This window comes from Bacteroides sp. An269 (assembly GCF_002159755.1).
Lineage (GTDB): Bacteria > Bacteroidota > Bacteroidia > Bacteroidales > Bacteroidaceae > Phocaeicola > Phocaeicola intestinalis.
Genome location: NZ_NFJG01000055.1, coordinates 1 through 26,657 on the forward strand (window position 1 = coordinate 1; position 26,657 = coordinate 26,657).

The 26,657-nt window shown below is 47.1% G+C and carries 16 protein-coding genes; 6 read left to right on the top strand and 10 right to left on the bottom strand.

The features are described from left to right. A partial coding sequence (locus B5F71_RS11205; protein WP_241148596.1) for a hypothetical protein occupies positions 1-692 on the top strand: 692 nt, incomplete at its 5' end. A 234-nt stretch (positions 693-926) separates the two neighbouring features. On the opposite strand, the gene B5F71_RS11210 is transcribed toward B5F71_RS11205, so the two are convergent. Both B5F71_RS11210 and B5F71_RS11215 read right to left on the bottom strand, forming a co-directional pair. Next, complete coding sequence (locus B5F71_RS11210) at positions 927-1,295, bottom strand: thioesterase family protein (protein ID WP_022040096.1); 369 nt, start codon at positions 1,293-1,295, stop codon at positions 927-929. A 212-nt stretch (positions 1,296-1,507) separates the two neighbouring features. Next, positions 1,508-2,710, bottom strand: a complete 1,203-nt coding sequence (locus tag B5F71_RS11215) for a mechanosensitive ion channel domain-containing protein (RefSeq protein WP_022040097.1) — start codon at positions 2,708-2,710, stop codon at positions 1,508-1,510. A gap of 274 nt (positions 2,711-2,984) precedes the next feature. Between B5F71_RS11215 and B5F71_RS11220 the strand changes: the two genes are divergently transcribed. The 5 genes from B5F71_RS11220 to B5F71_RS11240 all read left to right on the top strand — a co-directional run bounded on the left by B5F71_RS11220 (position 2,985) and on the right by B5F71_RS11240 (position 7,788). Beyond that, a complete protein-coding gene (locus tag B5F71_RS11220; RefSeq protein WP_087210280.1) occupies positions 2,985-3,515 on the top strand; it encodes a TlpA disulfide reductase family protein in 531 nt (176 codons plus the stop codon). 152 nt (positions 3,516-3,667) lie between these two features. Continuing rightward, positions 3,668-4,555 carry an electron transfer flavoprotein subunit beta/FixA family protein gene (locus B5F71_RS11225; protein ID WP_087210282.1) on the top strand — a complete coding sequence of 296 codons (888 nt, stop codon included), beginning with the start codon at positions 3,668-3,670 and terminating at the stop codon, positions 4,553-4,555. Positions 4,556-4,559: 4 nt separating this feature from the next. Further along, positions 4,560-5,579 carry an electron transfer flavoprotein subunit alpha/FixB family protein gene (locus B5F71_RS11230; protein WP_087210285.1) on the top strand — a complete coding sequence of 340 codons (1,020 nt, stop codon included), beginning with the start codon at positions 4,560-4,562 and terminating at the stop codon, positions 5,577-5,579. Between the two features lie 60 nt (positions 5,580-5,639). Then, the gene (locus B5F71_RS11235; RefSeq protein ID WP_087210313.1) at positions 5,640-6,011 is read left to right on the top strand and encodes a four helix bundle protein; all 372 of its coding nucleotides are present in this window, start codon (positions 5,640-5,642) and stop codon (positions 6,009-6,011) included. A 67-nt stretch (positions 6,012-6,078) separates the two neighbouring features. Continuing rightward, the gene (locus B5F71_RS11240) at positions 6,079-7,788 is read left to right on the top strand and encodes an acyl-CoA dehydrogenase family protein (protein ID WP_087210288.1); all 1,710 of its coding nucleotides are present in this window, start codon (positions 6,079-6,081) and stop codon (positions 7,786-7,788) included. A gap of 139 nt (positions 7,789-7,927) precedes the next feature. Here B5F71_RS11240 and B5F71_RS11245 read toward each other — a convergent pair whose 3' ends face one another. The 8 genes from B5F71_RS11245 to B5F71_RS11280 all read right to left on the bottom strand — a co-directional run bounded on the left by B5F71_RS11245 (position 7,928) and on the right by B5F71_RS11280 (position 26,082). Continuing rightward, positions 7,928-10,495, bottom strand: coding sequence for a glycosyl hydrolase 115 family protein (locus tag B5F71_RS11245; protein WP_087210291.1), 2,568 nt, complete (start codon positions 10,493-10,495; stop codon positions 7,928-7,930). 269 nt (positions 10,496-10,764) lie between these two features. Further along, entirely contained in the window at positions 10,765-12,093 is a 1,329-nt protein-coding gene (locus B5F71_RS11250; RefSeq protein WP_087210294.1) for an AAA family ATPase, read from the bottom strand. A gap of 622 nt (positions 12,094-12,715) precedes the next feature. Next, positions 12,716-15,001: an endo-1,4-beta-xylanase gene (locus B5F71_RS11255; protein WP_087210297.1), complete on the bottom strand. Its 2,286-nt coding sequence runs from the start codon at positions 14,999-15,001 to the stop codon at positions 12,716-12,718. 64 nt (positions 15,002-15,065) lie between these two features. Further along, the gene (locus tag B5F71_RS11260) at positions 15,066-16,097 is read right to left on the bottom strand and encodes a DUF5627 domain-containing protein (protein WP_087210299.1); all 1,032 of its coding nucleotides are present in this window, start codon (positions 16,095-16,097) and stop codon (positions 15,066-15,068) included. A gap of 166 nt (positions 16,098-16,263) precedes the next feature. Next, complete coding sequence (locus B5F71_RS11265) at positions 16,264-18,039, bottom strand: RagB/SusD family nutrient uptake outer membrane protein (protein WP_087210302.1); 1,776 nt, start codon at positions 18,037-18,039, stop codon at positions 16,264-16,266. A 21-nt stretch (positions 18,040-18,060) separates the two neighbouring features. Beyond that, positions 18,061-20,940 (bottom strand): SusC/RagA family TonB-linked outer membrane protein, encoded by a 2,880-nt coding sequence (locus B5F71_RS11270; protein ID WP_087210303.1) that lies wholly within the window; start codon positions 20,938-20,940, stop codon positions 18,061-18,063. Between the two features lie 42 nt (positions 20,941-20,982). Then, positions 20,983-22,923: a RagB/SusD family nutrient uptake outer membrane protein gene (locus tag B5F71_RS11275; protein ID WP_087210306.1), complete on the bottom strand. Its 1,941-nt coding sequence runs from the start codon at positions 22,921-22,923 to the stop codon at positions 20,983-20,985. A 12-nt stretch (positions 22,924-22,935) separates the two neighbouring features. Then, positions 22,936-26,082 carry a TonB-dependent receptor gene (locus tag B5F71_RS11280; RefSeq protein WP_239414026.1) on the bottom strand — a complete coding sequence of 1,049 codons (3,147 nt, stop codon included), beginning with the start codon at positions 26,080-26,082 and terminating at the stop codon, positions 22,936-22,938. Between the last annotated feature and the right edge of the window lie 575 nt (positions 26,083-26,657).

A 26,657-nucleotide genomic window follows, 5' to 3' on the forward strand; every position in this document is an offset into this window, starting at 1 on the left:
CTCCTGTTCTTCGTCAGATAGCCCGCTATCTTCCTCATCACAGAAGCGAAAATGCCTCAAAAACTCATCCCAAATCATCGCACGATAAATTCAAAACAGCTTCTTATTTATTATCCTCTGATATGGAAAACGAACTGCAGAAAAAGACTTATGAACGGATAACGGGCGAACTATCCCGTTTCCTGCCACTGGGCTATCTTGCCATGGTCATCATCGGCATGATTTTCAACTATTTCAGATATGAAGCTTTCGGACTGAACATCTTCCAATACGCTTCGGTCTTCGATTTCTTAATTTCCCCATTCGAAGACATGCACATCCTGCTTTTCATCTTCGGCTCAATGCTGCTGGTTCTCTTCACTATGAAAATGGACAAGCTTTGGAAAAAATATTTTCCAAAGTCCTATAAGAAATGGAGTTTTAAATGGACCGAAAGAAGCTGGTATAAGCCCGCCAGCTATATCTTTGTCATTACCGCCTATATATTTTATGGAGCCTATTTTTATGGCGTATACACTTACAATGCCGTACCCCAGAAAAAAGACATTACCGTCCGGTATCAAAATAACGAGACATTAACCGGCAAACAAATAGGAAAAGTGGGCAACGCCCTGTTCCTTTTATGCGGAGAAAAAGTGAAAATCATCCCCGCCACCGCTTATAAAGAATTGAGCTACCCTTTGGAAAAGTAAAACGAACCAGTCAAAAAATCCAATAAAAAACAACTCCTTCATTTACTACATATAACTGCGTTCCGTGTACGATTACTAATCGTTACGCCGCACGATTAGTAATTGTATTGCTGTACGATTAGTAATCGTACACAAAACGCAATTATACTTCTTTCCATTCATGAATAAGTCATGTGGATTACACAGCCTATTGCAACCAAATTTACAGGCTGCTTCGGAAACAGGAATAAACATTCAGAGTTTGCTCATAAACCGTTCACGGTCTACGATGTAGCGGATGTGGGTGGCTTCGCCTACCACGCCTTTCGTATCGGAAGCCGTCACCTTGAAAGCCAGTTTCCGTCCTTCCACATTCTCCAGTACCGCCGTGGCGGACACTTCCTCGCCCAGCGCCGAAGGTTTCACATGGGTGGTTTCGATAAAAGCGCCCACCGTAGTGCTGCCTTCGGGAAGCTCGGGCTGTACAGCCTTCATCGCCGCATTTTCCATCAATGCTACCAAGGCGGGCGTAGCAAACACTTCCATATCGCCCGAACCTAACGCCAGGGCGGTATTCGCCTGCGTCACTTTTACTTTACTTGTATAAACCAATCCTTTTTCCATATTTGTTGTTTTTTATTTTTTAGGAGTTAAGGAGTTAAAAGGAGTTATCATTTCGTTTAGGAGTTAAGGAGTTAAAAGGAGTTATCACTCCGCTTCGCTCCGTTAGGAGTTAAAGCCAATAGTTTTGTTGGTGAAAGCATTAGTGAAAGTATTGGCTTGACTCCTTAACTTCTTAACTTCTTAACTCCTTAACTCCTTAACTTCTTAACTCCTTAACTCCTTATAACCTCCATGAATCCCGCCAAATCGTTTCCCGACGGATGCTGGTACACACGTAAGCCAAACCGGGGCAGCACGGCAATGAAATGATTGAAGACCTCGTTCTGAATGCCTTCATAGGCAAGCCACTCCGTTGTCTGCGTGAAACAATAGAACTCCAGCGGAAGCCCCTCGGGAGTGGGCTGCATCTGGCGCACCATAATCATCATATCCTGATGAATACGGGGATGCGCATGCAGGTATTCCAGCGCATATCTCCGGAACACTTCCAGGTTCACCACCGGTTCTGCCCCTTCTTCGGGCATGCCGATCCACCCTTTTTCTGCAAAAGCCTCCATTTCATCACCGGTGCAGAAGCGGATGGTGGTCATATCGATATTGAGCGAACGCTTGATGCGCCTTCCTCCCGTCTCCCACATCCCGCGCCAGTTCTGGAACGAATCGCTCACCAAGGCATACGGGGGAATGGTGGTGATGGTCTTGTCGAAGTTCTGCACCTTCACCGTGGTGAGCGACACTTCTTTCACAAACCCGTCGGCACCATATTTCGCCATCGTGACCCAGTCGCCCGGACGCAACATGTCGTTCGCCGAGAGCTGTACGCCAGCCACCAGCCCGAGGATGCTGTCTTTGAATATCAGCATCAGCACTGCCGCCGAAGCACCCAGTCCGGCAAGTATGGTAGCGGCATTCTGGTCGATGAGGATGCTGATTATCAGAATCAGGCCTACACAAAAAGCAAGAATGCTCACCATCTGGTAAATGCCTTTCAGCGGGCGGTAGCGCAAAGTCTCGTGCTCGTTCGAAATTTCATAAAGCGACTTCAAGAATGCGTTGACCAGCATCAGCGTTGTGACCACCAGGTAAATAAGGCATGCTTTCAACAGGATGGTAAGCACGTAGGGATAGCCATCGAAAGCGAAAGGCAGCAGCAGGTAAAAGATGATAGGCGGAATCATCCGGGAGAAACTGTGCAGCATGTCATCGTTGAACAGGTAATCGTCCCATTTCGCCTTCGTCTTTGCCGTCAGCTTGCGCACCGCCGGAATCAGCGCATGACGGAATAACTTCGTCACGATGTACGAAACCAGCAATATAGCCAATATCAATATCACACGTGTCGTCCAGTCCAGATTCGACTTGTCGATGCCCATTTCCATCAAGACACGGGCGATTTCTTCATCTATATGTTCCATATAAGTTTTTGAGTTTTTGAGTTTTTGAGTTTTTGAGTTTTTAAGTTTTTGAGTTTTTAAGTTTTTGAGTTTTTAAGTTTTTAAGTTTTTAAGTTTCTTCTTGTCACGCCGGATTACAAATCCAGCGTAACAAGCAAGAAGCTGGCGTATTCAGGCGTATGCGATACGCCCCTACATGGGCTTCTGTAAGTTTTTGCTTTTAACGAGGCAAATATACGAAGCTTTTTTCATATATTTATCCACGAAAAGACGTATAACCTGTTAAGATTCGCTTATGACACACATTTATTACTGCATTTTATGGGGAATCTGCCTCATCCTGGCCGGCTGTATCCGCGATGATGCGGCATACGGCGAGGCGGGCATTGTGGCGGGCGACACGCTGCCTGAATTTCAGGTAGAATTGGACAACGGCTCCATGCTTGCCACTTCCGACCTTCAAGGCAAGGTGTCGGTACTGGTATTCTTCCATACCGGATGCCCTGATTGCCAACAGGAGCTTCCGGTCATCCAGCAGCTGTACGACTTGTACCGGGCCAACGATTCAGTCGCCATCTATTGCATCAGCCGTGAAGAGGCGGCGGAGGAAATCGAAGCTTATTGGCAAGCCCATGGCCTGACCCTCCCCTATTCGGCACAAGAAAGCCGGAGCGTGTACAACCTGTTTTCGGGGCAAGGCATCCCGCGGGTGTACGTATCCGACAAGAGCCTGCAAGTCTACAGCACGTATTCGGACGACCCGATAGCCGGACTGGATGAGCTTACGGAAGACGTGGAGGCATTAAGGATGAAAAACAAAGAATGAACATCCGCATTTTCCCCAAACCGGTAGGGGATAATTGGAATATTCTATTAAATTAATCGTTAATAGTGAACAGTTCATGGTGAAAAAACGAATGGTTTCATTAACTTTGCCGGCAACTAATTAAATTACTAATACCAAAATAAATAATCAAAATGAGTTTGAAAATTGTAGTTTTGGCAAAACAAGTACCCGACACGCGTTGCGTAGGGAAAGATGCCATGAATGCCGACGGCACCATCAACCGTGCGGCACTTCCGGCGATATTCAACCCGGAAGACCTGAATGCCCTTGAACAGGCACTCCGACTGAAAGACACGCATCCCGGTTCTACCGTCACCATCCTGACCATGGGCCCCGGACGTGCAGCCGAAATCATCCGTGAAGGCTTATACAGAGGAGCCGACAACGGATACTTATTGACCGACCGTGCTTTTGCCGGTGCCGACACGCTTGCCACTTCGTATGCCCTTGCCACTGCTATCCGCAAGATTGGCGAGTATGACCTTATCATCGGCGGACGCCAAGCCATCGACGGCGATACGGCACAGGTAGGGCCGCAAGTGGCAGAGAAGTTAGGATTGCCGCAAGTCACTTACGTAGAAGAAATCGAAGAAGTGACCGACAAGGCTATCCGTGTGAAACGCCACATCGACGGAGGCGTGGAAACCGTAGAAGCCCCGCTCCCTATCGTATTGACCGTAAACGGAAGCGCAGCGCCTTGCCGCCCGCGTAACGCCAAACTGGTGATGAAATACAAACGTGCCTTAGGCGGACAGGAGAAAGCAGCCCTGACCAAAGATGGAGCTTCCCTGCCCTATGCAGACCAATACGAGAAACATCCTTACCTGAACATCACCGAATGGAGCGTAGCCGACGTGAACGGCGACACGAAACAATGCGGTCTGTCGGGCTCACCCACGAAGGTGAAGAAAATTGAGAACATCATTTTCCAGGCAAAGGAAAGCAAGACCCTGACGGGAAGTGACGCGGATGTAGAAAACCTGATTGTTGAACTGTTGGCTAACCATACTATCGGATAAGACTATGAACAACGTATTTGTATATTGTGAGATGGACGGCACGCATGTTGCCGACGTCAGCCTCGAACTGTTAACGAAAGGCCGTAAACTGGCGAACGAATTAGGATGCCAACTGGAAGCCATCTGTGCGGGAAGCGGACTTGACAGTGTAGAAAAGCAAGTGCTCCCCTACGGCGCAGACCGTGTGCACGTATTCGACGCCCCGGGATTGTACCCTTATACTTCCCTGCCCCATACCTCTATCTTGGTGAACCTTTTCAAAGAAGAAAAGCCTCAAATCTGCCTGATGGGCGCTACGGTCATCGGACGCGACTTGGGCCCGCGCGTATCTTCTGCCCTGACCAGCGGACTGACCGCCGACTGTACCCAGCTGGAGATAGGCAACCACGAAGACAAGAAGAATGGTGTCACCTATAAGAACCTGTTGTACCAAATCCGTCCGGCATTCGGAGGAAACATCGTTGCCACCATCGTCAACCCCGAACACCGTCCGCAGATGGCTACGGTGCGTGAAGGTGTGATGAAGAAAGAAATCCTCGACGAGAACTATCAAGGCGAAGTCATCCGCCACGATGTTGCAAAATATGTTCCCGAAACCGATTACGTCGTAAAGGTCATCGACCGCCACGTGGAAAAGGCGAAACACAACCTGAAAGGCTCGCCCATCGTCGTAGCCGGCGGTTATGGCATGGGAAGCAAGGAAGGCTTCGACATGCTCTTCGAACTGGCTAAAGAGCTTCACGCCGAAGTGGGCGCCAGCCGTGCAGCCGTAGACGCAGGCTTCTGCGACCACGACCGCCAGATAGGCCAGACCGGCGTAACGGTTCATCCGAAACTCTACATCGCTTGCGGTATCTCCGGGCAAATCCAGCATATCGCCGGTATGCAGGACGCAGGCATCATCATCTCGGTGAACAGCGACCCGAACGCGCCAATCAACACAATTGCTGATTATGTGATTAACGGGACGGTGGAAGAGGTCATTCCGAAGATGATTAAGTATTATAAGAAGAACAGTAAATGATTTTCAGGAGTTAAGGAGTAAAGAAGTTAAGGAGTTAAGCCAATACTTTCAATTATGCCTATGACACAAAGCTTTAAAGATATTATTGCTTGGCAGAAAGCTCATCAATTTGTTCTTTTTGTTTATAGAATGACCAATAAGTTTCCTGCACACGAACGATTTGGATTGTGTTCACAATTCCGACGGGCGGCGGTTTCCATTTCTGCCAATATTGTTGAAGGGTATAAAAAAATAGGAAAGGCCGACAAGCTTCGCTTAATGAATATCGCACAAGGCAGTTTGGAAGAGTGCCGATACTATATTCTACTCTCTAAAGACCTGAATTATATTACAGAAAACGATTATAACCAATTAACTTGGAGCATTGAGGAGGCGAGCAAAACACTGAACGCTTATTGCAAAAGCATTGCGACACGTAAATTTGAAGATTAAGGCAAGCCAAAGTATTGGCTTAACTCCTTAACTTCTTAACTCCTTAACTCCTAAAACTATAAAAACTATGCCAAACTATTATACCGAACATCCTGAATTGCGCTTCCATCTCAACAATCCGATGATGGAACGCATCTGCGAACTAAAAGAACGCGGATACAGAGACAAAGACCAGTATGACTACGCGCCGCAAGACTATGCCGACGCGATGGACTCATACGACAAAGTGTTGGAAATCACCGGAGAAATCACCGGAGAAGTGATTGCAGCCAATGCCGAAGGCGTAGACCTGGAAGGTCCGCACCATGCAGGCGGACGTGTGGAATATGCTTCGGGCACGAAGCAGAACCTTGACGCCATGGTGAAAGCCGGGCTGAACGGCATGACCATGCCCCGCCGCTTCGGAGGACTGAACTTCCCGATTACCCCCTACACCATGTGCGCCGAAATCGTGGCACAAGCCGATGCGGGCTTCGGAAACATCTGGTCGTTGCAGGACTGTATCGAAACCCTGTATGAATTCGGGAACGAAGACCAGCACAGCCGTTTCATCCCGCGTATCTGCGCCGGCGAAACCATGTCGATGGACCTGACCGAACCCGATGCCGGTAGTGACCTGCAAAGCGTCATGCTGAAAGCTACTTACGATGAAGCCAACCAATGCTGGCGCCTGAACGGTGTGAAGCGTTTCATCACCAACGGTGACGCCAACCTGCACTTGGTATTGGCTCGCTCGGAAGAAGGCACACACGACGGACGCGGGCTCTCGATGTTCATCTACGACAAGAACGACGGAGGCGTGGACGTGCGCCGCATCGAAAACAAGCTCGGCATCCACGGCTCGCCCACCTGCGAACTGGTGTACAAGAACGCGAAAGCCGAACTTTGCGGCGACCGCAAACTGGGACTTATCAAATACGTGATGGCACTGATGAACGGTGCACGTCTGGGTATCGCAGCCCAATCGGTCGGACTGAGCCAGGCTGCATACAACGAAGGGCTTGCCTACGCTAAAGACCGTAAGCAGTTCGGTAAGGCTATCATCGAATTCCCTGCCGTATACGATATGCTTGCCACGATGAAGGCGAAACTTGATGCCGGACGTGCCTTGCTTTACCAAACTTCACGCTATGTAGACATCTATAAGGCATTGGACGACATCGCCCGCGAGCGTAAGTTGACTCCCGAAGAACGCCAGGAGCAAAAACGTTACGCCAAACTGGCAGATAGCTTCACCCCGCTGGCAAAAGGAATGAACTCGGAATACGCCAACCAAAACGCTTACGACTGCATCCAGATACACGGAGGTTCGGGCTTTATGATGGAATATGCCTGCCAGCGCATCTACCGCGACGCACGTATCACCAGCATCTACGAAGGAACAACCCAGCTTCAGACCGTAGCCGCTATCCGTTACGTGACCAACGGTTCGTATGCCGCTACCTTGCACGAGTACGAAGCCATCCCTTGCGCACCCGAATACCAAGGCTATATGGACCGTCTGAAAGCAATGACCGGAAAGCTGGAAGCCTGCACCGCCAAGGTGAAAGAAGCACAAAACCAAGAGCTGCTCGACTTCACCTCACGCCGCCTGTATGAAATGGCTGCGGTCTGCGTAATGAGCCACCTGCTCTTGCAAGACGCGAACAAGGCTCCCGAACTTTTCGCCAAATCACTCGACGTATATGTAAATTATGCCGAAGCCGAAGTGGAAAAGCACTATAGCTTTATCCAGAACTTCCAGGCAGAAGAATTGGAAAACTACCGGAAAGCCTAAAAGCAGATGCATAAAACCAAGAAACACAGATTTTCGCGGATGAACGCAGATTAAACAGATAAATTACTGATAATCTGCGGAAATCCGCGGAAATCTGTGTTTTCTTAAACCGGCAGACGCAAAAGCCTGCCGCTATCTATTACTTACGCCGGCAAGGCGATTCGTTACCGAAAAGATATGCGGGTTGATAACCTCCGTAATCTACTACGATTTTTTCAAGCACAATACCCGGGTCTAACGGACGGAAGTTCAGCGTATAAGTCCCGTCTGCCGATACAGGGAGTTTCAAGCGAACCTGTTTTTCTACTACACGGCGTGCAATGGTAGGATAGTATACCGTATAAATATTTTCAGGATCTTCATTCAGGTCACGGTTGAAATTGACGGTTTCCTCTTGCCCGCCTTCAAAACCAATGTTATACTTATGTCCTTCCGGAGTGTGGAAAGCCAGAGTAGACTTCACAATGACATGTACTGTAACCGAATCTGCTTTTTCAGGTATATTCAGTTTGTAAGACAATGACGCGCCGTTTGCCGGAACGGTGTAAGGCATCAGCGACATGCCACTCAGTGTGCGTCCCATATAAGGGATTACGGTCCATTTAGCCTCACCGGCATCCGTACAGGCAAAATAATGTTCGGCTTCCATTGCCACATACCCGTCTTTTCCTGTAAACAGATAACCTCCTGTAGCAGCTTCCGGATTTCCGATTCGGTGGATTTCAGGCAATTTGTCGGCTGGGAAGTTATCGTTCCAGCTAGTATATCCGATATGCTTCTGAATCATCATGCCGTTCCACTTTCCTCCCGACATAACATGGTTATAGTCATCACACAACTGCTTGTCGCGTGCAAAAGCCTTTTCCACTTTATCCGCCCATGCGTTGGCTTCAGGATTTCCTTCGGCATACAGTTTCAGGTTCATAGCCTGAGCATAATACATCTCGTGCAGGTTTGCCATTGCCTGTACCGGGAAAAGAATGAGTTGTTTGTAAACATCACGGTATTCAGGCTTCAGGCTTATGTATTGACGAAGGGCTTCAGCTTCCAATTGTGCATAGTCGCCTACCACCTGACGCCATTCACCAGTTTCCAGGTTGTATACCGTATGATCCAGCATTTCGGCTGTGCTCCGTCCGTTGTATTTACAGCAGAGGTTGAGGATACGTGCCGCCTCTTCTGCCTGCGTGTCCCCGAATGCCTGCCTGCAAAAGTCATAAGTATGTTGCAGCAAAGTCCCGGCATTGTATGCCTGTGGATTCCATGCCATGTCCAGGAAAAGCGTAATGGGATACTCCATCGGTTTGAGGTCGCCCACGTTAAGCACCCAAAGCTTGTCGACACCATATTCATAAGTCAGTTGCAACTGTTCCCACATATTCTGTATGGGGGTAGCATTTATCCATTTCGAATTACGTGGCGCACCTACATAGTCTACGTGATAATACATGCCCCAGCCACCGGGATGCTTACGTTCTTCAGCATTCGGCAAGCGACGCACATTGCCCCAGTTATCGTCACACAGCAACATGATGACATCTTCGGGGACACGCAATCCGCGGTCGTAATACTCCAACACCTCTTTATAGAGCGCCCATACCTGTGGCGTTTCCTTGGCTGGCCGTCCGGTGACATCTTTGATTATCCGGCGTTGGTTCTTGAAAATCGTTTCCATCAATCGCTTGTTGCGTTCAAACTGCGGCACATATTCATGGTCTTTTCCTTCTTCACCTCCCATGGCTGCATCACCGTCACCCCGCATACCGATGGTTACCACATCTTCAGTATCTTTCATGCGCTCGATGCCTTCGCGGAAGAAACGGTTCAATCCCTCGGGATTGGTTTCATAATTCCAAGCTCCATATTTTTCCCGGTTACGGGCATACTCCTGATGGTTACGTGCCATCGGTTCGTGGTGCGAAGTGCCCATGATGATTCCCATCTCATCAGCCGTCTTGCTGTTTTCCGGATCATCGGCATAGAAAGCCCATCCCCACATGGCAGGCCACATAAAGTTCCCTTTCAGTCGCAGGATCAATTCGAATACGCGGGCATAGAAACGATGGTCGCCATAATTGGTACCATACGTATTTTTCACCCAGGTAGTAAGACAGGGAGCCTCATCGTTCAGGAAGATACCACGGTAAGTCACGGCAGGTTCGCCATCGGTATACACACCGGCTTGGGCATAGACTTCTGTCTGACGAGTAACAGGCACATCCATCCACCAGTACCAGGGCGATACACCCATCTGTCTGGAAAGTTCGTAGATGCCGTAAACGGTTCCGCGCCGGTCACTTCCGGCAATGACCAATGCCTGTTCTACCCCTTCCAGCGGCTGGTCTACAGTCTGAATGACATATTTTTCGTTTTTCCCTTCCAGGTCTTTCCTGTTCAGCTTGCCTGCTTTAAACAGTTGTTTGATAAAAGGCGATTCGATACTTCCCACCAGGATGTACCTCCCGTCCGAAGGCGTGTTTACGGTTTCGGCTTTCTTGCCAGTCACACGCAAGAAGTCTTCCTGCAAATTTTTAACAGCAATCAGAATGGCACTGTTCTCGTTCTTGTCGACCAGTATGGTACAAGGCTGTCCATTGCCGACAACCGGAAAAGCACCTTCTGTTTTCTTGAAAGTAATAAACGGTTCCGCCGCATAAGCGTAAAGAACGCCAAGCAAAAGCCCCAAAAGGGCACTTAGTTTTTTCATAAGGATTCAAGTTTTATGTTTTCAATTTTAAGTAACCAAGTAAGTGTGCAAAATGGAATGATATTATCAGAAACACAGTTTCTGAGCTGACACATTATATAAACTAATTCTCAACATCTACTTATTTGCAAAGATAGCACAAACGGAGGGTTTCTCCATTAACAAACGTATCAGATTCATTTCTCCACGTACCAGCACATTCACCCAGGTGCCAAAATCGTTTACAAAAGTAACACAAACCCTCCCGGCTGCCTTTGGCTTCTTATACACTATTCAGCCAATAGCCGATTAATGCTACCCACTAAGTAAAAAGGTAAGTTTATCAGCCTGAAGTTTTTACCTCCTACAGTCTTCACCTCGTCTATCGAATAAGGTTGCGACCATACACGCACTGCCACCGTCTGTGAAGACCGTTCCATAAACGAATGCAAAGAACGCAGATGTGCATTGTGCCCTGTTTTCACTTCTATAGGATATAGCCGCGACTGCTGTACCCACACAAAATCCACTTCTGCCGACGAATCGTTTCCTCGCATCCAGAAATTTCGCTTTTGGCTCACTTTATCAGTCAGCGTAAGCAGTTCTTGCGCCACAACATGTTCGGCAATCCTTCCCCGCCACGCATCCTGCAGGTCTTTAGCATCTAAGACTTCTTTCTGCACTTGTGCCGCATAATTCACCAAACCGGTATCCAGCCATATCAACTTAGGTGTCCGCTTGGTTTCCGACAAAGCCGGCACCTCTGTCGATGTGGTAGGATAAACCAATTCCAGCAACATGGCTTTTTCCAGCAGCCGGAAAGCTTCACCCACTTCACGTGCCTGGTAAGAAGACGAGGCAAATCCTCCCAATGTAATGGGCTGTGCAGCTTTTCCCCATCCCTCTTCCAAGATAAACCGCACCACCTCTTTCAGCAACTTACCTTTGGTATATTTCTCCACATCATCGCGGTAGCCTTGCAACAATGTTTCATATACGTCACTCAGCGCCAGCAAGTCCCTCCGCTCCGCATAAAGCTGGACAGCTTCAGGCATACCACCAATCAGTGTATAGCGGTTAAACAATTGCATCAGCCTGCCGTGAAAAGGCACCGTAGCTTGCGGATGCTCCAACACCGGTAGCAAAGCCTCTTCACCTATAGCACCCAGGAACTCTCGAAACGAACAAGGACGTAAAGCCATGTATTGCACCCTGCCTACCGGAAACGAAACGTTGACCTCTACCAGATTCTCTAGCAAAGAACCTGCCGCCACTACATGCAGTTCTGGCAACTCTTCATAAAAATAACGCAGCAAACCTATAGCTTTAGGAGAATTCTGAATCTCATCGATAAACAACAGCGTACTGCCCGGCTTACGAGATAAACCGCAATGTGCAAACAGCAACGGCATCAAATCCTTCAGCGGCATTTCCATCTCAAACAAAGCAGCAGCTTCCCGTTTCTCCAGATTAAGCGACAAATAATTATCAAAAGTTTTGCCAAACTCATTTATTACGGTCGTTTTCCCTACTTGACGTGCCCCTCTCAATACAAGCGGTTTGCGATGCGTATCGGTTTTCCACTGTTCCAAATGTTGTAATATCGTCCGTTTAAACATAACTATACTAAACAATTAATCCTAATCAGTTTATATAATCTGCCTGTTCAGAAACTGTGTTTCTAAATCTCATTCCATTTTGTATATTTACTCAAACAAATTGGTTTACAGCTACAAAGATAAAGAAATGTCGCAAAACGGAGGCAAAACTTATATGTTTTTGTTGTAAAACGGAGGCAAAATCCTCTTGTTTTTGTCGCAAAACGGAGGCAAAACAAGAAAATGAAGAATGCAAAATGATTATCCTATATCCGAAAGAGGATTATCTTATATTGAAAAAACAAATTGAATTCCGCAAACATCCCATGTAGGGGCGTATCGCATACGCCCGAATGCGTCCACTCATCCATGTGGATATCTTCTGAGGCTGTCTCAAAATAAAAAACGACAATTAAAAAGTAATGTCATTCTGAGTACTCATTTCCTGAGGAAGCCCATTCGATTATAACGGGAATTGTTATCTTGAACATTTTTATAAACCAATATTGTTCTACTATAAAAAGCAGCGGAATTATCCTTTAACAGGTAATTCCGCTGCCGAGAGAACCGAATCAATTAAATTATACTATCACGGCTATGAAAAAAGACGCACACATCTACTTTTTCCGTTCCATGCAAAGTATCATTCATTGCTTACAGAAGCAGAAGGTTCAGCAATTACTTCGCCAGCCAAACCATTAGCGAAACCGCCATAAGCAGGTTTGCGGCTATAGTTCAAGTCCCAAAGTCCTACAGGTTCACCACCTCTCCAGCCAGATTCAGCCGGGCTGTCCGTTATGCACCATTGCGTGATGCCGTAACGTTGCGCTGCCGGAATAATCTCGAAATATTTCTCAATGATGAACTGGTAGAACTCTGCCATCTTCAATTGTTGTTCGAAGGTTACATTTTCAGTCTTGATGCCTTCGCCGAAGGCTTTTTCTACAATGCCCATATCCAATTCTGAAATCTTGATGAGCTTGCCGGTTGCCGCCATTAGTTGGAACATATTGACGATAGCGTCTTCCTGGGCTTTCTGGTCTGCCTCGTTCAGGATGTAGCTGACGTGCATCTGCGTACCGATACCGTCAATCTTGGCTCCGTTAGCTTCCCATACTTCTATCCAGTGGATAAGGCTCTTCAGCTTCTGGTTGCCATCCCACCACGATTCCAGATTGTAGTCGTTGATGAAGAGTTTCAGGTCTGCCGGGTTGCCTCCATATTCGGCAAAATATTTTTCGGCCGCCTTGGTCACGATAGGCACATAGTCTTCGTTGCCCAGGTAGTCTTGCCAGTAGAAGTTGGTTTCCGGGTCACCGTTGGTTGCCGACTGCAGGTCGTACCAGCCGTCACCGTCTGTGTCTGCTCCCGATACGGTTTCGTTTGCAGCTTCCCAAGTGGTGACATAGCCGCCGCAAGCTTCCATCATGCCTTTAATCCAGTTGTCCATGGCCCAAGTCAAGGTGTCTTTCTTTTCTTCGGGGGTCATTTCGATGGTTTGATCACCACCTGCATTTTCTACTTGTTTTTTGAATGAAAGGTTGTCAAAATAATAAGTAGTTGCAGTATTTCCCAAATTAAGTGCAACCGCTCCTAATCCTTCCAAACCTTCTGCGCCAGTACCAATAGTAACAGTCGAGGTAAATGTTTGCCATTCAGTAGTGACATTGATATCCCCAAACATATTCCAATGCAAGTAACTTCCGGGAGTAGATTGAGCCTGTGTCGTAATGGCACATTCCACATCCGCCCTTACATCTACGCTAAACTCATAAACATCGCCAGGCACAGCTGCCGGAGAGAAGTTAAAAATCATTTGCGATCCGTAGTCGTTTGCTTGTACTTGTGGATTGGTTACTGCCAATGCCCGACCAGTACCATCCGAGCCTGGTGTAACATATTCGTAAGTTGTCCCACCACTTTGAATGACATAACTTGTTTCATTATCTCCTTCAAAATCACCGTTTGTTATTAATTCTTCCAACGAGACACCGCCGCCTCCTGTCGAATAGCCTTCTCCATCTTCCGAGATGGTTTCAAAGTTGCCAGGCGTCCATCCTGTCCATCCGGTAATGGTTCCGTCTTCGAAATCGCCGTTCGGAATCAAGCTTTCGGTAGCACTTCCTCCTGTCAGTGATACATTGTCGATATAAATATTGATGGCTGCCGTACCGAAGTTGAAAGCAATCTTGTCCACCGTTGCGCCGGTAGGCGTAAAGGTGAAGTTAATCTGTTGCCATTCGGTGCCGACATTGAATCCGCCGGGATATTCCTGGTTGCCTCCGTCCGAACATTGCAGGTAGATTTGTGTGTCGTTGTAAGCTGCCGAAGCCCGTGCCATAAAGCTAAGCGTGTAGGTAGTGCCGCTTTGCAAGGGGGTAGGGAGCTGGTACCAGGTTTGCGCATCCCAAATATTGGCCGATGCTGTGGCATTCTTCAGTATCATGCAGTAGCCTCCGTTTCCAGCTTCGCCCGGAATGACAATCGGGGCAATCAAACTGTTTAAGTACGTGTTGTTCTGTTGCGAATGCCAAGCGAGGGTATGGCCGTAGATAGTCATACCTGCTTGACGGGCAGCATCAATAAAACTGGTTACGGTAGAGAAATTCATTGTTCCATCATCGCTGACAATCGATGCGTATTTCATTTCATTCCCCGCCGTCATTTCATCGAAGTTAGAACAAGCCAAACTATAGACTTGGTCTCCGTTGATATAGTCTGTAGCTGCCAGAGCAATACCCAATTTGAAATTGGGATTCTCCGTACGGTCTACGTAGCTTTTCAGTACATCGTAATTGTTTAAGTATTCATACTGGGAAAGGCTCTCGGGCTTAGCTCCTACATCGTATGGCAACATGCTGTCGTCTGTACAGCCCGACAATGCGCCTACGGCAAGTGCTCCCAGTAATATTTTATTTGTATATTTCATAATTTTCTGGTTTAAAGCGATTAACTTATATGAATGTCTGCAACCTGCCCATGCGGGCATTTATTTATTCTTTATATACAGTACTAAATTCTTCGTAAGCCACGCCACGGGTTTGAACGACCAATGTATCTTTCGTGTTGTATTGCTTGGCTCCGAAGTCAATGTTATAATCCAGGTAGAGTGCATTGCGGTCTTTGTTACCCCAACTTTGTTTTTCTCCGTCTACTACAAATTTACCCGTTCCGCTTGCCGTGAATCCTTCCGTTCCTGAAGTAATGGTACATTCGTCGTTGTCGTTGAAGGTTAACAACAGGTCACAAGTCACGGTTTCGTCTCCTATGGTTGTTGATACAGGGAAAACAGCCGTATGCAGGTTACGGGTCGTTACATTGCATTCTTCGTCATCTTCCACATAATACTCATGGCGCACATTGGTCGTAGTGTTGCCACCTTCCGTTATCTGGTCAATACCTCTACGCAAGTAAGTAGCATGATACTTATTGATGTATTTCACGCAATACAATACATAGTTTTTCGGAGCCGTGTCCCACATATCCGCATTGGTCCATGCTGCATTGGGGGTGTTAGGTACTCCCAATAAGATAGAGTCTGCATTCACCACGTGGGTCATGCGCAGCGGAATGACATAAGTGTTTTCTGTAGAGGCAGGATCTTCGAAGAACTCATTGTTGAAGGTTACCTCTACGGCCCCCATCAGGTTTTCAAACTCGTTCAGCGTAATCTGTTCCGACGACAACGTATAATAGTTTGCAGGCATCGGACGTACGGGAGTCACGCCATCGGCAAAGTACAGGTTGTCGCATAGCTCATTGTCTACCATGATATCAATGACAGTCGACCCGCTTCCGGCGTATGCCCCGCCCATGGTCGCATAAATCTTGCATTTGTGGGCGTTGTCGAGCGAGGTGTCATACGTATCTTCTCCCATTACCAAGGTGCGTACCGGAGTCTGGTGCGCAAAGTAAACGGCAGAGTTATCATAGTTCGGGAATTCCGCATCGCCGTTTTCACACGAAGTGATACCCATTGCGGTGATTCCTGCCAACAGTATAGAATATAAATTTGCTTTTCTCATATTGATTCTGTTTTTATCTTTAATAGTTGGTTGTAAGCAAAAAGAAATAAAGAAGCTTCACCCGGTTCACCCGGCTTAACAGGCAAAGTCTGTGAAGAGACTTTACCTGCTGAGGCTTGTTTTTCAACAAACCGAAATCTTCTTTACGGTCTTATTACGTTCGTTATTATTGCCATCCTTGATTCTGTACAAAGCCGAAGTTCAATACATCGTTGTATGGAATCGGGCCGTAAACCATGTACGACTGGTAGCTTCTTTCTTCCACCTGGATCGGTGTATAAGTCAGCGTACCATTGGCAGCCCGGGTGATGTTTACTCCTTGAGCTGCTTCTGTCAGGTTGGCATTCCAACGGCGCAAATCGTAGAAGCGGATGTTTTCAAAGCAAAGTTCCAAACGGCGCTCGTTACGGATCAGTTCACGCATCCGGTCTTGGCTGTTTGCACATTCTTCCAGATAGGGGTCACCGTTGTCTGTACCTACACCGGCACGGCTGCGGAGAGCTTTAATTACATCGTAAGCACTAAATCCAAATGAGCCTTGTCCTTTCGGTCCCCAAGCTTCGTTGGCAGCCTCCGCATAATCCAAGAAGATTTCCGTATAGCGGATACGGGCTGTATAATGACGCTGTAGGGTGTTGTAGTTCGGATCCAGGTTACAATCGAAGCGTAAATGTTTGCGCAGGTAGTAACCGGTACGAGTAGAGTGTCCCGATTCCCGGTTGATTGCATCGTTGTTTGTTCCATACGACCCGGTAGTGATGGTTGCGCTTCCCGCTGTACTTCCATTGGTGATGATGTAAGTTGCCAAACGTGGATCTCTGTTCTCATACGGATTGTTTGCATCGTATCCCGAGTTACTGTTATCAATGGGATAGCCGTTTGCCATTGGGAAAGCGTCTACCAGGTTTTGCGTAGGATTGACACGTCCATTACCATACAAGCTCGGCGGAAAATTATCTCCTTCCAGCGTATTACTATCACTGTAACTGGTTCTCCAAAGTATTTCAGGCGGAACTTCTCCACTACCTAAGCCTGCAATTTCAGATGTATTGGTATACCAAGTAAATCCATCCGCATCTAAACCAGCAGGTCCATCAATACGACTTAATAATTTACCTGCACTATTGGCTGCTTCTTCCCATGTAATACCCGAACCATCACTGAAAGCCGGACTAGCCGCCATAAGAGTTGCTTGCGCACGAACAGCTTCCATGATACGTCCACTCAAACGACCAGCCATAAACACACCGTTTACACGATCATAATGAGACACTGTGACCCCCATGCTAGCATATTTAGACGGTATTTCATCTGCACTGTGTACTTTATAGTCTAAAGCAAGCAATTCAATAGCATCATCACAATCTTGTAACAATTGTTCCATACATTCAGCATAGGTGTTACGAGGTTGGCTAAAATCGGATCCGATGCCTTCCGAAGCTAATTTGATTGGCACACCTAATAATACTCCGTCAGGACTTATTCCACCATGAGCACGCAATAAGTAATACATAAAGATTGCCCGTAAGCCTAAAGCCTCACCTCGATAATGATCAATAAACATAGTTTGGATATTTTCATCAAGAGCAAAGGTGACATTATCTAAATGTTCTAAAAACAGATTAATGTATTGAATGGCATTAAAACAGCTTTTCCATTGCGAGGTCGGGTCATTTTGCGAAGTCCAAGCCCCAGTAGCCATGGCACGCCAAGTATTACTGTTATCATTCGATACAGCATCGTCTGTTGCCACATCACTGGTTGGCGAAGTATTATATGGTAATAAAATATATGCATTACCTAATACGCCAAGAGCATAGCTTGGATCATTTTCCATAGCATCGATATCCCGGTTGTTCTCGATGGCAGGTTCGAGCAAGTCATCGCAAGCTACGGCGGCGAACAACGGGAGCAGGACTAAAAGTTTAAATATATGTTTCATACTTCTTGTTTCGTTTATGGATTAGAAAGTAACCTTAACACCTAAATTGTAGAAACGGGTCTGTGGGGCAGAGCCGATATTTCTTTCCAGTAGTTCACGTTCGGGAGCAATGGTCAGCAGGTTCGAACCGCTTACGTAGATTGACGCTTCTTTCAAAAAGGTCTTTTGCAGCAGGCGTTTCGGGAAGTCGTAAGTCAGTTGTACTTTCGCCAGGTCGAACCGGTTGGTCTTGTAGAGCCAGAACGTAGAGTTGCGGAAGTTGTTGTTTCCGTCTAAGGTAGTCAGACGCGGATAGGTAGCCGTTGCGGCTGTTTCCGGTGTCCAGCGTCCGCGGACTACTTCCGAATACTTGCCTTCGCCATATACCCAATAATAGGAATCGCTCTTAAAGGCATGACCGCCGAAACCGCCTGTACCCAAAGCAAAGAGGGTAAAGTTTTTCCATTTGGCAGTGAAGTTAATGCCCAAAGTAAACGGAGAGCCATACCAGCCGCCACGTCCTAAGTAAATTTCATCATTGGTATCAATTACACCGTCACCGTTCTGGTCTTTGTACTTCAAGTCACCCGGACGTACTGTTCCACCAAAATTCTGAGTCGGCGAATTAGCTATATCCTCTTCATTCTGGAAAAAACCTTCGCATTCCAGTCCCCATACACCATCAACAGCTTTACCGGTACGGTTCTGGTATGCATAAGCGTAATTTTCGTCCCGTTGGGTAGCTTCTGTCTTGTAATAAGTTCCGGTTACGCCTAACGAGAGGTCAGCTTCGCCTACTTTCTTATTGAAATTTACTGCAAAGTCGAATCCTACACGCTTGTTGTTATTGAAGTTTACATACGGAATAAACGAAGCTTCAGGATAATAAGTCGAGAAATAGCTTGGGAAAATGGTACTCGGTTGAACAGGCAGACCTTCTGTCGAATTAACAAAGAAGTTGGCATCTGCCGTTATTAACCGATTCCATAATGAAGTACGGAGACTGACTGTCAACTCTTTTCGTTTGATAAAGCTTAATTCATCGTTTGATCCACGTAATGAATTTGTTGAATGCAAATTAGTCGTTTCTTGCCATCCCCACCAAGCACCATTGGATTGGTTGTAGTTACCTACATACATATAATAGTTAGCCAAGTCTATGTCTTGGTGCAAAATACTTCCCGATACGCCTAACATCAATTCATCTACTACCGAAGAGTTTTTCAAGAAATCTTCCTGATGCAGTTTCCAGGCAAGGGTCAGTGCCGGCGAGAAAGCATTGCGGTGTCCTTCTGCCAGTTTGGCTGAATGTACAGCAGCTCCGCTAAACTCGGCATAATACTTACCCATATAGTTGTAGCCTACCTGAATGCCTAAGTTGGCATTGCTGGTACGGTGGTACACCGTTGAATTGGTTTGCTGATAGCCGTTCACCAGCAGCATGGCAGACAGGTTGTGCGCCTTGTTGATGGTGGTGTGGTAGTCAAAGTGAGCAGACATAGAGATAGTCTGGTTGTCTGTACTGCCACTGATGGTTTGCACACCGGTCTTTTCATCCGTTCCTTCATAACCTAAACTGGTAATGACTCCTGTGCCGTTATAGTCCGACCACGTCGGGGTATAGATGCGGTAGGTATTATTGAACGAGGTGTTGTAGCTGGTGGCATAGTCTACCGCAAACTGGAAGTGGAACGAAAGTCCTTTCAACAGTCTATGCAGGTCGAAGTCAATACCCGTGTCGAACTGGAACTGGCGGCTGGTGTATTTGTTGTAACCGGCAGCATAGTAGTCGGCAAAGATATTGCGTTGGTCAATCTGGCTTCCAGCAAGGAACATCCCGTCGAAGATGTTGCTGTTTACACCCATCAGTTCCAATGCGGAGAGGGCATTGGGGTCAATGTAACTCAGCGGAACCAGCGGTGCGAAACGGTTGGGACGCATGCTGGCTGCTTCCGTCCAGTAGTCGTAGGTTTCTCCTTCTTCTGTCTCGTAAGTGGTACGTCCCGAGCGCACATCGTAGAACGTAGCATTGGCATTGGCATACGCCTTGATGTCATCGTTGATGGTGACGTCTACGTTACCGCGGATATTCAATCGGCTGGTGTAATTCTTGGCGGCTTCACCGAAGTTGAAAATGTCATTCTGCCGGTAATAACCTACGTTGGAGTAGAAACGCGCCCGTTTGTTACCGCCCGAAAATTCAGCGGTCACATCGCTGCGGTTGTACGTCTTCTTCAGGTAATCCGACGAATAATAGTCCAAACTCGGATAACGGTACGGATTGGTACCCGACCCGTAGTTGTAGATATCCTCGGCACTGTATAGCGGATCCAGTCCGTCGTTGGCACGCGCCTCGTTATACAAGGTCATGTATTCTGCCGAACCCAAATACTTGGGATATCCTTTCGGTACATAAAATCCCGTATTGGCACGTACATCTATCTGCAATTTTTCTTGGTATTTGCCACGTTTGGTGGTGATGTAAATCACGCCTTTCGCTGCCCGGCTTCCGTAGAGCACTACAGCCGATGCGCTTTTCAGGAAGGTTATCTGTTCGATTTCGGTTGGCAATACGTTATTGGCATCACGGGGTACTCCGTCTACCAAGACCAGGTAACCGGCATTGTCGCCGTCCATGCCCCATAATGAGTTGCCGTTCCAACCGCCGACATAGCCTTGCAGGTTATCCAGACTATACGTGGCATAGTTCTTTTCGTTCACTTGCTCCATGTTGATTACTGAAACGCCTCCCAACAAATCGTCCTGTGCCACCTTGCGGAACGCTACTTGTACAGACGGGTCTGTGGTCTGAAGCGAGTCAGTCTCATTTGCTTCTGCTGTCTGTGCTCCAATACTTTGGTAAGCAGGAAGCAACCCTAAGGCAGCTGCAAATAAAATGAATCGTGTATCTTTTACTTTCATTTGTTTCTTCTTTTAATGTTCTACATTTTTCTGCTGTTACAATTACCAACCCGGATTCTGGTTAAGTCCTTCATACAGGTAAGTATCATCGTTTTTCAGCGGGAACCAATAATGCTTCGATGTGAAGTTGCGGGTCAAGATTACTTCTTCACGCCAGTTACGCACTTCGGCATCTCTCGGGTCGTTTTCGGTGTACCATTCATCGCTTTCCACCCGGTCGAACTCTTGTGAAGTCTTGACGTTGTACGGATATTCGGTCAGCAGCAGCCACCGTTGGAGGTCGCAGAAGCGGAAACCTTCGAAAGACAATTCTACGGCACGTTCACGACGTACTTCATCCATAAAAGTTTCTTTGTTGCTCGTCAAGTCTGCCGGTACATGATCCATGTGGACGCGGTCGCGCAACCGGTTGATAGCGTCTTCGGCTGTTAGGGAACAATTGCCTGCCTTCCCGGTGGCACCGTTGATGGCGGCACAAGCTTCGGCATACATCAGGTAAATGTCTCCTAAGCGCATATAAGGAACATACATTTGTAAACTGTGGTTGTAGTCCATCATCTTGTCATAGGTGTTGACTGTATGAGGCGACAGTTTTTGAATGAAATAACCCGTACGGCTTCCTGTATTATCGTTTCGTACGTTTCCACCTGTATATAGTTGGCTGTATTTGTACTGTGCCATATCGGCACCAACTGAAGCGTTGATATATTCAAAACCATCAAATACAATGTCATGATAGAAACGCGGATCACGGTCACGGAACGGATGGGTCGGGTCGAAACCGCTGCGCGGGTCATCCAACGGATATCCGTTTGCCATGCCATACAGGTTCACGTAATTGGCGGTAGGCATATGGATGATGTTGTCATCAGGAACGATTCCTCCTTTCGGTCCGTAAGTCTTGGCAGCCTGATACGGAGAAATGTTGATGCCAAATGCCGGACCACGGAAGATGGCTTCTACCGACCCAGGAAGTTCCCAGTTTTGTCCGGTTGTATAGAAAATGTCGCTAAAGCAACTGGTAGCGGTAGCAGAACGTTCATGATTGTAGATGTCATCGTATTCAAATTGTGCCAGCGCATATTGAGTCTGACCGCTTTCTACCAAATTCAGCAGTTCACCGAAGGCTTCGGCTGCTTTCTGGCAATAGTCGGTGTTATAGCTGTAGGTCATGGCACCTCCCGTTTGCGCACCATGTTCCATCAGCGGACTGCCTGCCCATAAATAGGTCTTGCCCAAATAGCCCAATGCCATGATTTTGTTGATACGCAAGTCGTTTTGTCCGGCTGTGTGTGAACCGGCTGTGGTGCTTTCCCAGTCAATCGGGAGCAAGTTTGCTGCCTGGCGGAAGTCTGCTGCCGCTTTGTCTGCCGCTTCTTGGAAACTTAAACGAGGCAGGGTTAGGCCTTCCGATTCCAGAACCTGGTCGATGTAGGGAAGTCCTCCCAAATACTCCATTAATTCGAAGTGCCACCAAGCACGGAAAAAATACAACTGTCCGGCTATCAGGTCGCGTTCTTCTTGAGTGGCACCTACCATGTTGCCTAAATTTGCCAGACCCAGGTTGCACTTACGGATGCAATACCAAGCGTGCGGCCATAAGCGATGGTTCATACGGTCGTTTGAGGTAGGGTCGCAATCACGGTTGGCATCCAGCCAGCAGCCATCTTCTCCCATACCCCCGGCTTGCCATGCCCAAAAGTTACCCAAATCCACTTGATGAGTCATGTGCCAGTCTGCATTGGTGTTCATGATTTCATCGTCTCCCCAGTTGAAGGAAGTTGTCCAATAGCAGTTGGTTTTATCAGGGATGCAGTTGTAAATTTCTTCCACAAAACCTTGAAAATTATTGAAGTTTTGAAAAGCCGCAGTCGCATCAACAGTGGTGTCCGGGTCTTTGTCCAAATAATCCTCGCAAGAAGTGACGCCCAACGCCAAGGTGAACAGGCTGCTATAGAATAAGGTTTTATATCGTTGTTTCATACGTCTCTGTTTTTATAATGTGAACTTGATACCTAAATTGAAACGTTTCATGGTGGGATAAGCACCTTGGTTGCTGGCTCCCGAGAAGTTCGATTCACGGTCGTCCGGCATACGGGTCCATACCCACAGGTTGTTGCCATTGAGGAATACCTTCAGGTTGCGGATGCCTAACTTTTGTACCCAGCCTCCATCGAATGTATAGGCGATTTCTGCATTCTTCAAGCGGATAAACGAACCGTCATACAGGTTTTGCGTACCGGTATTGTAACTCGGCGTGGTTACGAAACGAGGGACGGTTACTTCCGGGTTACTTTCGTCTTTCGACCACCATGTACCGGTATCGTATACGGTGTTTAACTGACCACTGAAACTAGTCAAGGTTACATCACGGGTTACGTTAGTCGCTCCATAGAACTGTACGAAAGCACTGAATCCCTTCCATTCGAAACCGACTGTTGCACTGTAGGTGTTCTGCGGAGTGCTGGAATAGCCATAAGGTGCACTGTCTTGTGCGTCAACCACACCGTCGGCATTGAAGTCAACAATGTAATAGTCGCCCGGCAATTTCTGGTTTTCGTTGGTATCATGCTGGGGGCTACCGTAAATCTGGTCGTAGTTTTGCATAAAGCCGGCATCGATGTGTGCATGCGATTGACCAATGCTGTAACCGGCTTGTTTTTGGTAAGCGGGTTTCAACAACGGATCGTCGCGCCGGATGATTTCATTTTCGGCATGAGTCATATTGAAGTTACCCCACAGGCGCATCTGGTTTTCGAAAACCTTGTTGACACGCAGTTCCAATTCATAACCACGGGTTTTTACTTCACCCAGGTTGGCTGCCGGAGCGTCCATACCGAAATAGAAGGGGACAGCTCGGTCGCCCGAGGTAACGATGATATCGGTACGCTTGTCGCGGAAAACTTCCACCGTACCGGCAAATAGGCCGTTCAAGAATGAATAGTCGATACCGAGATTGAATTTCTTCACCGTTTCCCAGTGGATATCCGGATTACCTACGGTTGCTTCCCGATACCAAGTATAGGGGCTGATGGCTTGGTTCAGTGCCATCGGAGTAGCACCATTTGTTCCTCCACCCATTGCCCATGTACTTAAATACAGCCAACGGTCGGTTACGTTATCGTCACCGATTTCACCATACGAGGCACGGATTTTCAGCATATCCAGCCATTTCTTCGAGAAGTTCATAAATTTCTCTTCCGATATCATCCAGCCAATAGCGCCCGAATTGAAAAAGGCAAAACGGTATTCGGGAGAGAATTTCTCCGAACCGTTATAAGCGCCGTTGTATTCAAAGAAATACTTGTTGGCGTAATTATAGGTGCCGCGGAACGCCCAGTCTTCACGGCGGTTCGGGATGATGCTACCGGTAGCGGTTTCCTGACGGCTGAACAATCCCATGGCAGTTACATTGTGGTCGCCAAATTCGCGTGCCCAGTCCAACTGCACTTGGTAATTCATGTTACGTTGGGTAGCATTGTTGTCTACTTCACCGCCACTGTTCGTCCACATAATCGGATCTTGTGGGTCAAAACCGTTTCCATCGTATTCTGCTGTCCGATAAGAAACAGCACCTGTAGCCGGATCAATCCATTTTTGAATAGGATCATTATATAAGTCGTTTACACCCCGATTGATTTCCACAAACACATTGTCCCACGACACCATGGCACGGGCACGCAGACCTTTGGTAATAAAACTCAAGTCTTGTTCCAACGTAAAGTCGGTATTGATGCGGGTGGTAGTGGTATTCATTGTACCAGCCGTAGCCAAGTTGCGGGCTGAGTTTGAAATGTTCGTATTATCGGGATAGTATCCCCATGTACCATCCGAATATTGCGGCATGAACACATCGGGCGGAGTATTGTAGGCACCTGCCCAGTATTGTGCCACACCCCAGTCGGACGAATTGGTATAACCCCATGGAGTTTTCTTCGCCCCATTTGAACCGGCGATGTTTACTTTCAAAGTGGTGGTTTTTGTCAATGAAAAGTCCAGATTGCTACGTACGTTGATACGGTTGTAACCGAATCCCGAACTATACCCGCGTCCGTTGTCCTTTACGTCGAACAGGTCACCTTCGTGTAGGAAGTCCGCTCCCACATAGTATCTTACAAATTTGGTACCGCCGCTTACGCTTAGGCTGGCATTGTAAGACATCGTGTAATCTTTAAACAATTCGTCTTGCCAGTCGATGTTGGGGTAACGTTCGATATCAGCAATGCTGGTGCGGTAGCGGTATTTGTTGATTTCCGCTTGCGGCGTAATGAACTCCCAAGAAGCAGGACTGACAGCCAATTCATGCTCTACGGCGATGTTGCGCATCATCAGAGCGTCATACGAATCGAGCTTGTTCGGCAATTTCGAGGGTACTTTCATGGTAGCTTGTGCCGACACGTCGATTTGTGCCTTGCCTTCCTGTCCGCGTTTGGTCGTAATCAAAATAACGCCGTTCGCACCTTTTACACCGTAAACGGCGGTAGCCGATGCGTCTTTCAAAACCGAAATAGATTCTACAGAGTTAATGTCAACCGAACTCATCGGACGTTCGATACCGTCTACCAATACCAGCGGCGAACTGTTGTTCCACGAACTGGAGCCACGGATGACAATCTGCGGCTCTTCTTCACCCGGCAGACCCGAGCTGGCTGTGGTAATCACACCCGGCAGGTTACCGGTCAAGGCTGCACCGATATCAGACACACCACCGGCACGTTGCAGCACTTCGCCTTTGGTCTGGGTGATGGCACCCACTACGGATTCCTTTTTCTGCTGGCCGTAACCTACGACTACGACTTCATCCAGCATCTCGGAGTCTTCGCGCATCCGGATGACAATCATGTTGCGGCCTTTCACTTCCACGTCTTGTGACAGGAAGCCTATGTAAGAAACGGTCAGCGTGGCGTTCTTTTCAGGTAGCTCTAAGGTGAAATTACCGTCAAAGTCGGCTACCGTACCTACGCTGGTGTTTCCTTTCAGTGCGATTGTCGCTCCGATTAACGGCTCATCGTTGTTGTCGAGCACCTTTCCCGAAACGACAAACTTTCCCTGTGCAGTCGCTGTCAGACTGCAGCATAACAATAAGAAGAACAAGATTCCTCTTACCTGCAAAACTTTCCTCCATTCTGGGGAATGTTTCATCAAGAACTGTTGTCTTATGTTTTTCATCACGTTAGTAAATTAAAATGTTTTTCAAATGTTTCTCTCTGCTTACACCTCTCTTACCTTAATATATAAGAAGAAAGATGGAAGATTAAACGGTAACAATTACCGTATCAGCATCAAAATAATCCATGGTAAAACAACAGCCTTGAAAGCTTTAAATGAATTGTGCTTTTCATAAACTTGATAATGTTTAGTTAATAATAATTATATATTCTCACAATTGCAAATGTAGAAAATCTGTCTGAAAATGATTATTCTCTATGTTACATATATTATCACGCATGTTACATCGACTAACCCGAACGTTACATTTTTTATCAGAAACCGTACATTTATGTTGTAAAGCATGTATCAGAGTCCATTAAAAGAGAAGAAAATGGAAAAATTTAAGGAGGTTAAAGGAGTTAAAGGAGTTAGAGGAGATGAAGGAGTTAGAGGAGATGAAGGAGTTAGAGGAGTTAAAGAAGTTAAAGGAGTTAAAGGAGTTAAAGGAGTTAAAGGAGTTAGAGGAGTTAGAGGAGTTAGAGGAGTTAGAGGAGTTAGAGGAGTTA

What these genes read in the sequence shown, in the direction of transcription:
- B5F71_RS11265 (WP_087210302.1), bottom strand. Translation starts at nt 18,039, where the DNA reads ATGAAACATATATTTAAACTTTTAGTCCTGCTCCCGTTGTTCGCCGCC.
- B5F71_RS11215 (WP_022040097.1), bottom strand. Translation starts at nt 2,710, where the DNA reads ATGGAACATATAGATGAAGAAATCGCCCGTGTCTTGATGGAAATGGGC.
- B5F71_RS11240 (WP_087210288.1), top strand. Translation starts at nt 6,079, where the DNA reads ATGCCAAACTATTATACCGAACATCCTGAATTGCGCTTCCATCTCAAC.
- B5F71_RS11255 (WP_087210297.1), bottom strand. Translation starts at nt 15,001, where the DNA reads ATGAAATATACAAATAAAATATTACTGGGAGCACTTGCCGTAGGCGCA.
- B5F71_RS11250 (WP_087210294.1), bottom strand. Translation starts at nt 12,093, where the DNA reads ATGTTTAAACGGACGATATTACAACATTTGGAACAGTGGAAAACCGAT.
- B5F71_RS11230 (WP_087210285.1), top strand. Translation starts at nt 4,560, where the DNA reads ATGAACAACGTATTTGTATATTGTGAGATGGACGGCACGCATGTTGCC.
- B5F71_RS11270 (WP_087210303.1), bottom strand. Translation starts at nt 20,940, where the DNA reads ATGAAAGTAAAAGATACACGATTCATTTTATTTGCAGCTGCCTTAGGG.
- B5F71_RS11260 (WP_087210299.1), bottom strand. Translation starts at nt 16,097, where the DNA reads ATGAGAAAAGCAAATTTATATTCTATACTGTTGGCAGGAATCACCGCA.
- B5F71_RS11220 (WP_087210280.1), top strand. Translation starts at nt 2,985, where the DNA reads ATGACACACATTTATTACTGCATTTTATGGGGAATCTGCCTCATCCTG.
- B5F71_RS11225 (WP_087210282.1), top strand. Translation starts at nt 3,668, where the DNA reads ATGAGTTTGAAAATTGTAGTTTTGGCAAAACAAGTACCCGACACGCGT.
- B5F71_RS11280 (WP_239414026.1), bottom strand. Translation starts at nt 26,082, where the DNA reads ATGAAACATTCCCCAGAATGGAGGAAAGTTTTGCAGGTAAGAGGAATC.
- B5F71_RS11210 (WP_022040096.1), bottom strand. Translation starts at nt 1,295, where the DNA reads ATGGAAAAAGGATTGGTTTATACAAGTAAAGTAAAAGTGACGCAGGCG.
- B5F71_RS11245 (WP_087210291.1), bottom strand. Translation starts at nt 10,495, where the DNA reads ATGAAAAAACTAAGTGCCCTTTTGGGGCTTTTGCTTGGCGTTCTTTAC.
- B5F71_RS11275 (WP_087210306.1), bottom strand. Translation starts at nt 22,923, where the DNA reads ATGAAACAACGATATAAAACCTTATTCTATAGCAGCCTGTTCACCTTG.
- B5F71_RS11235 (WP_087210313.1), top strand. Translation starts at nt 5,640, where the DNA reads ATGACACAAAGCTTTAAAGATATTATTGCTTGGCAGAAAGCTCATCAA.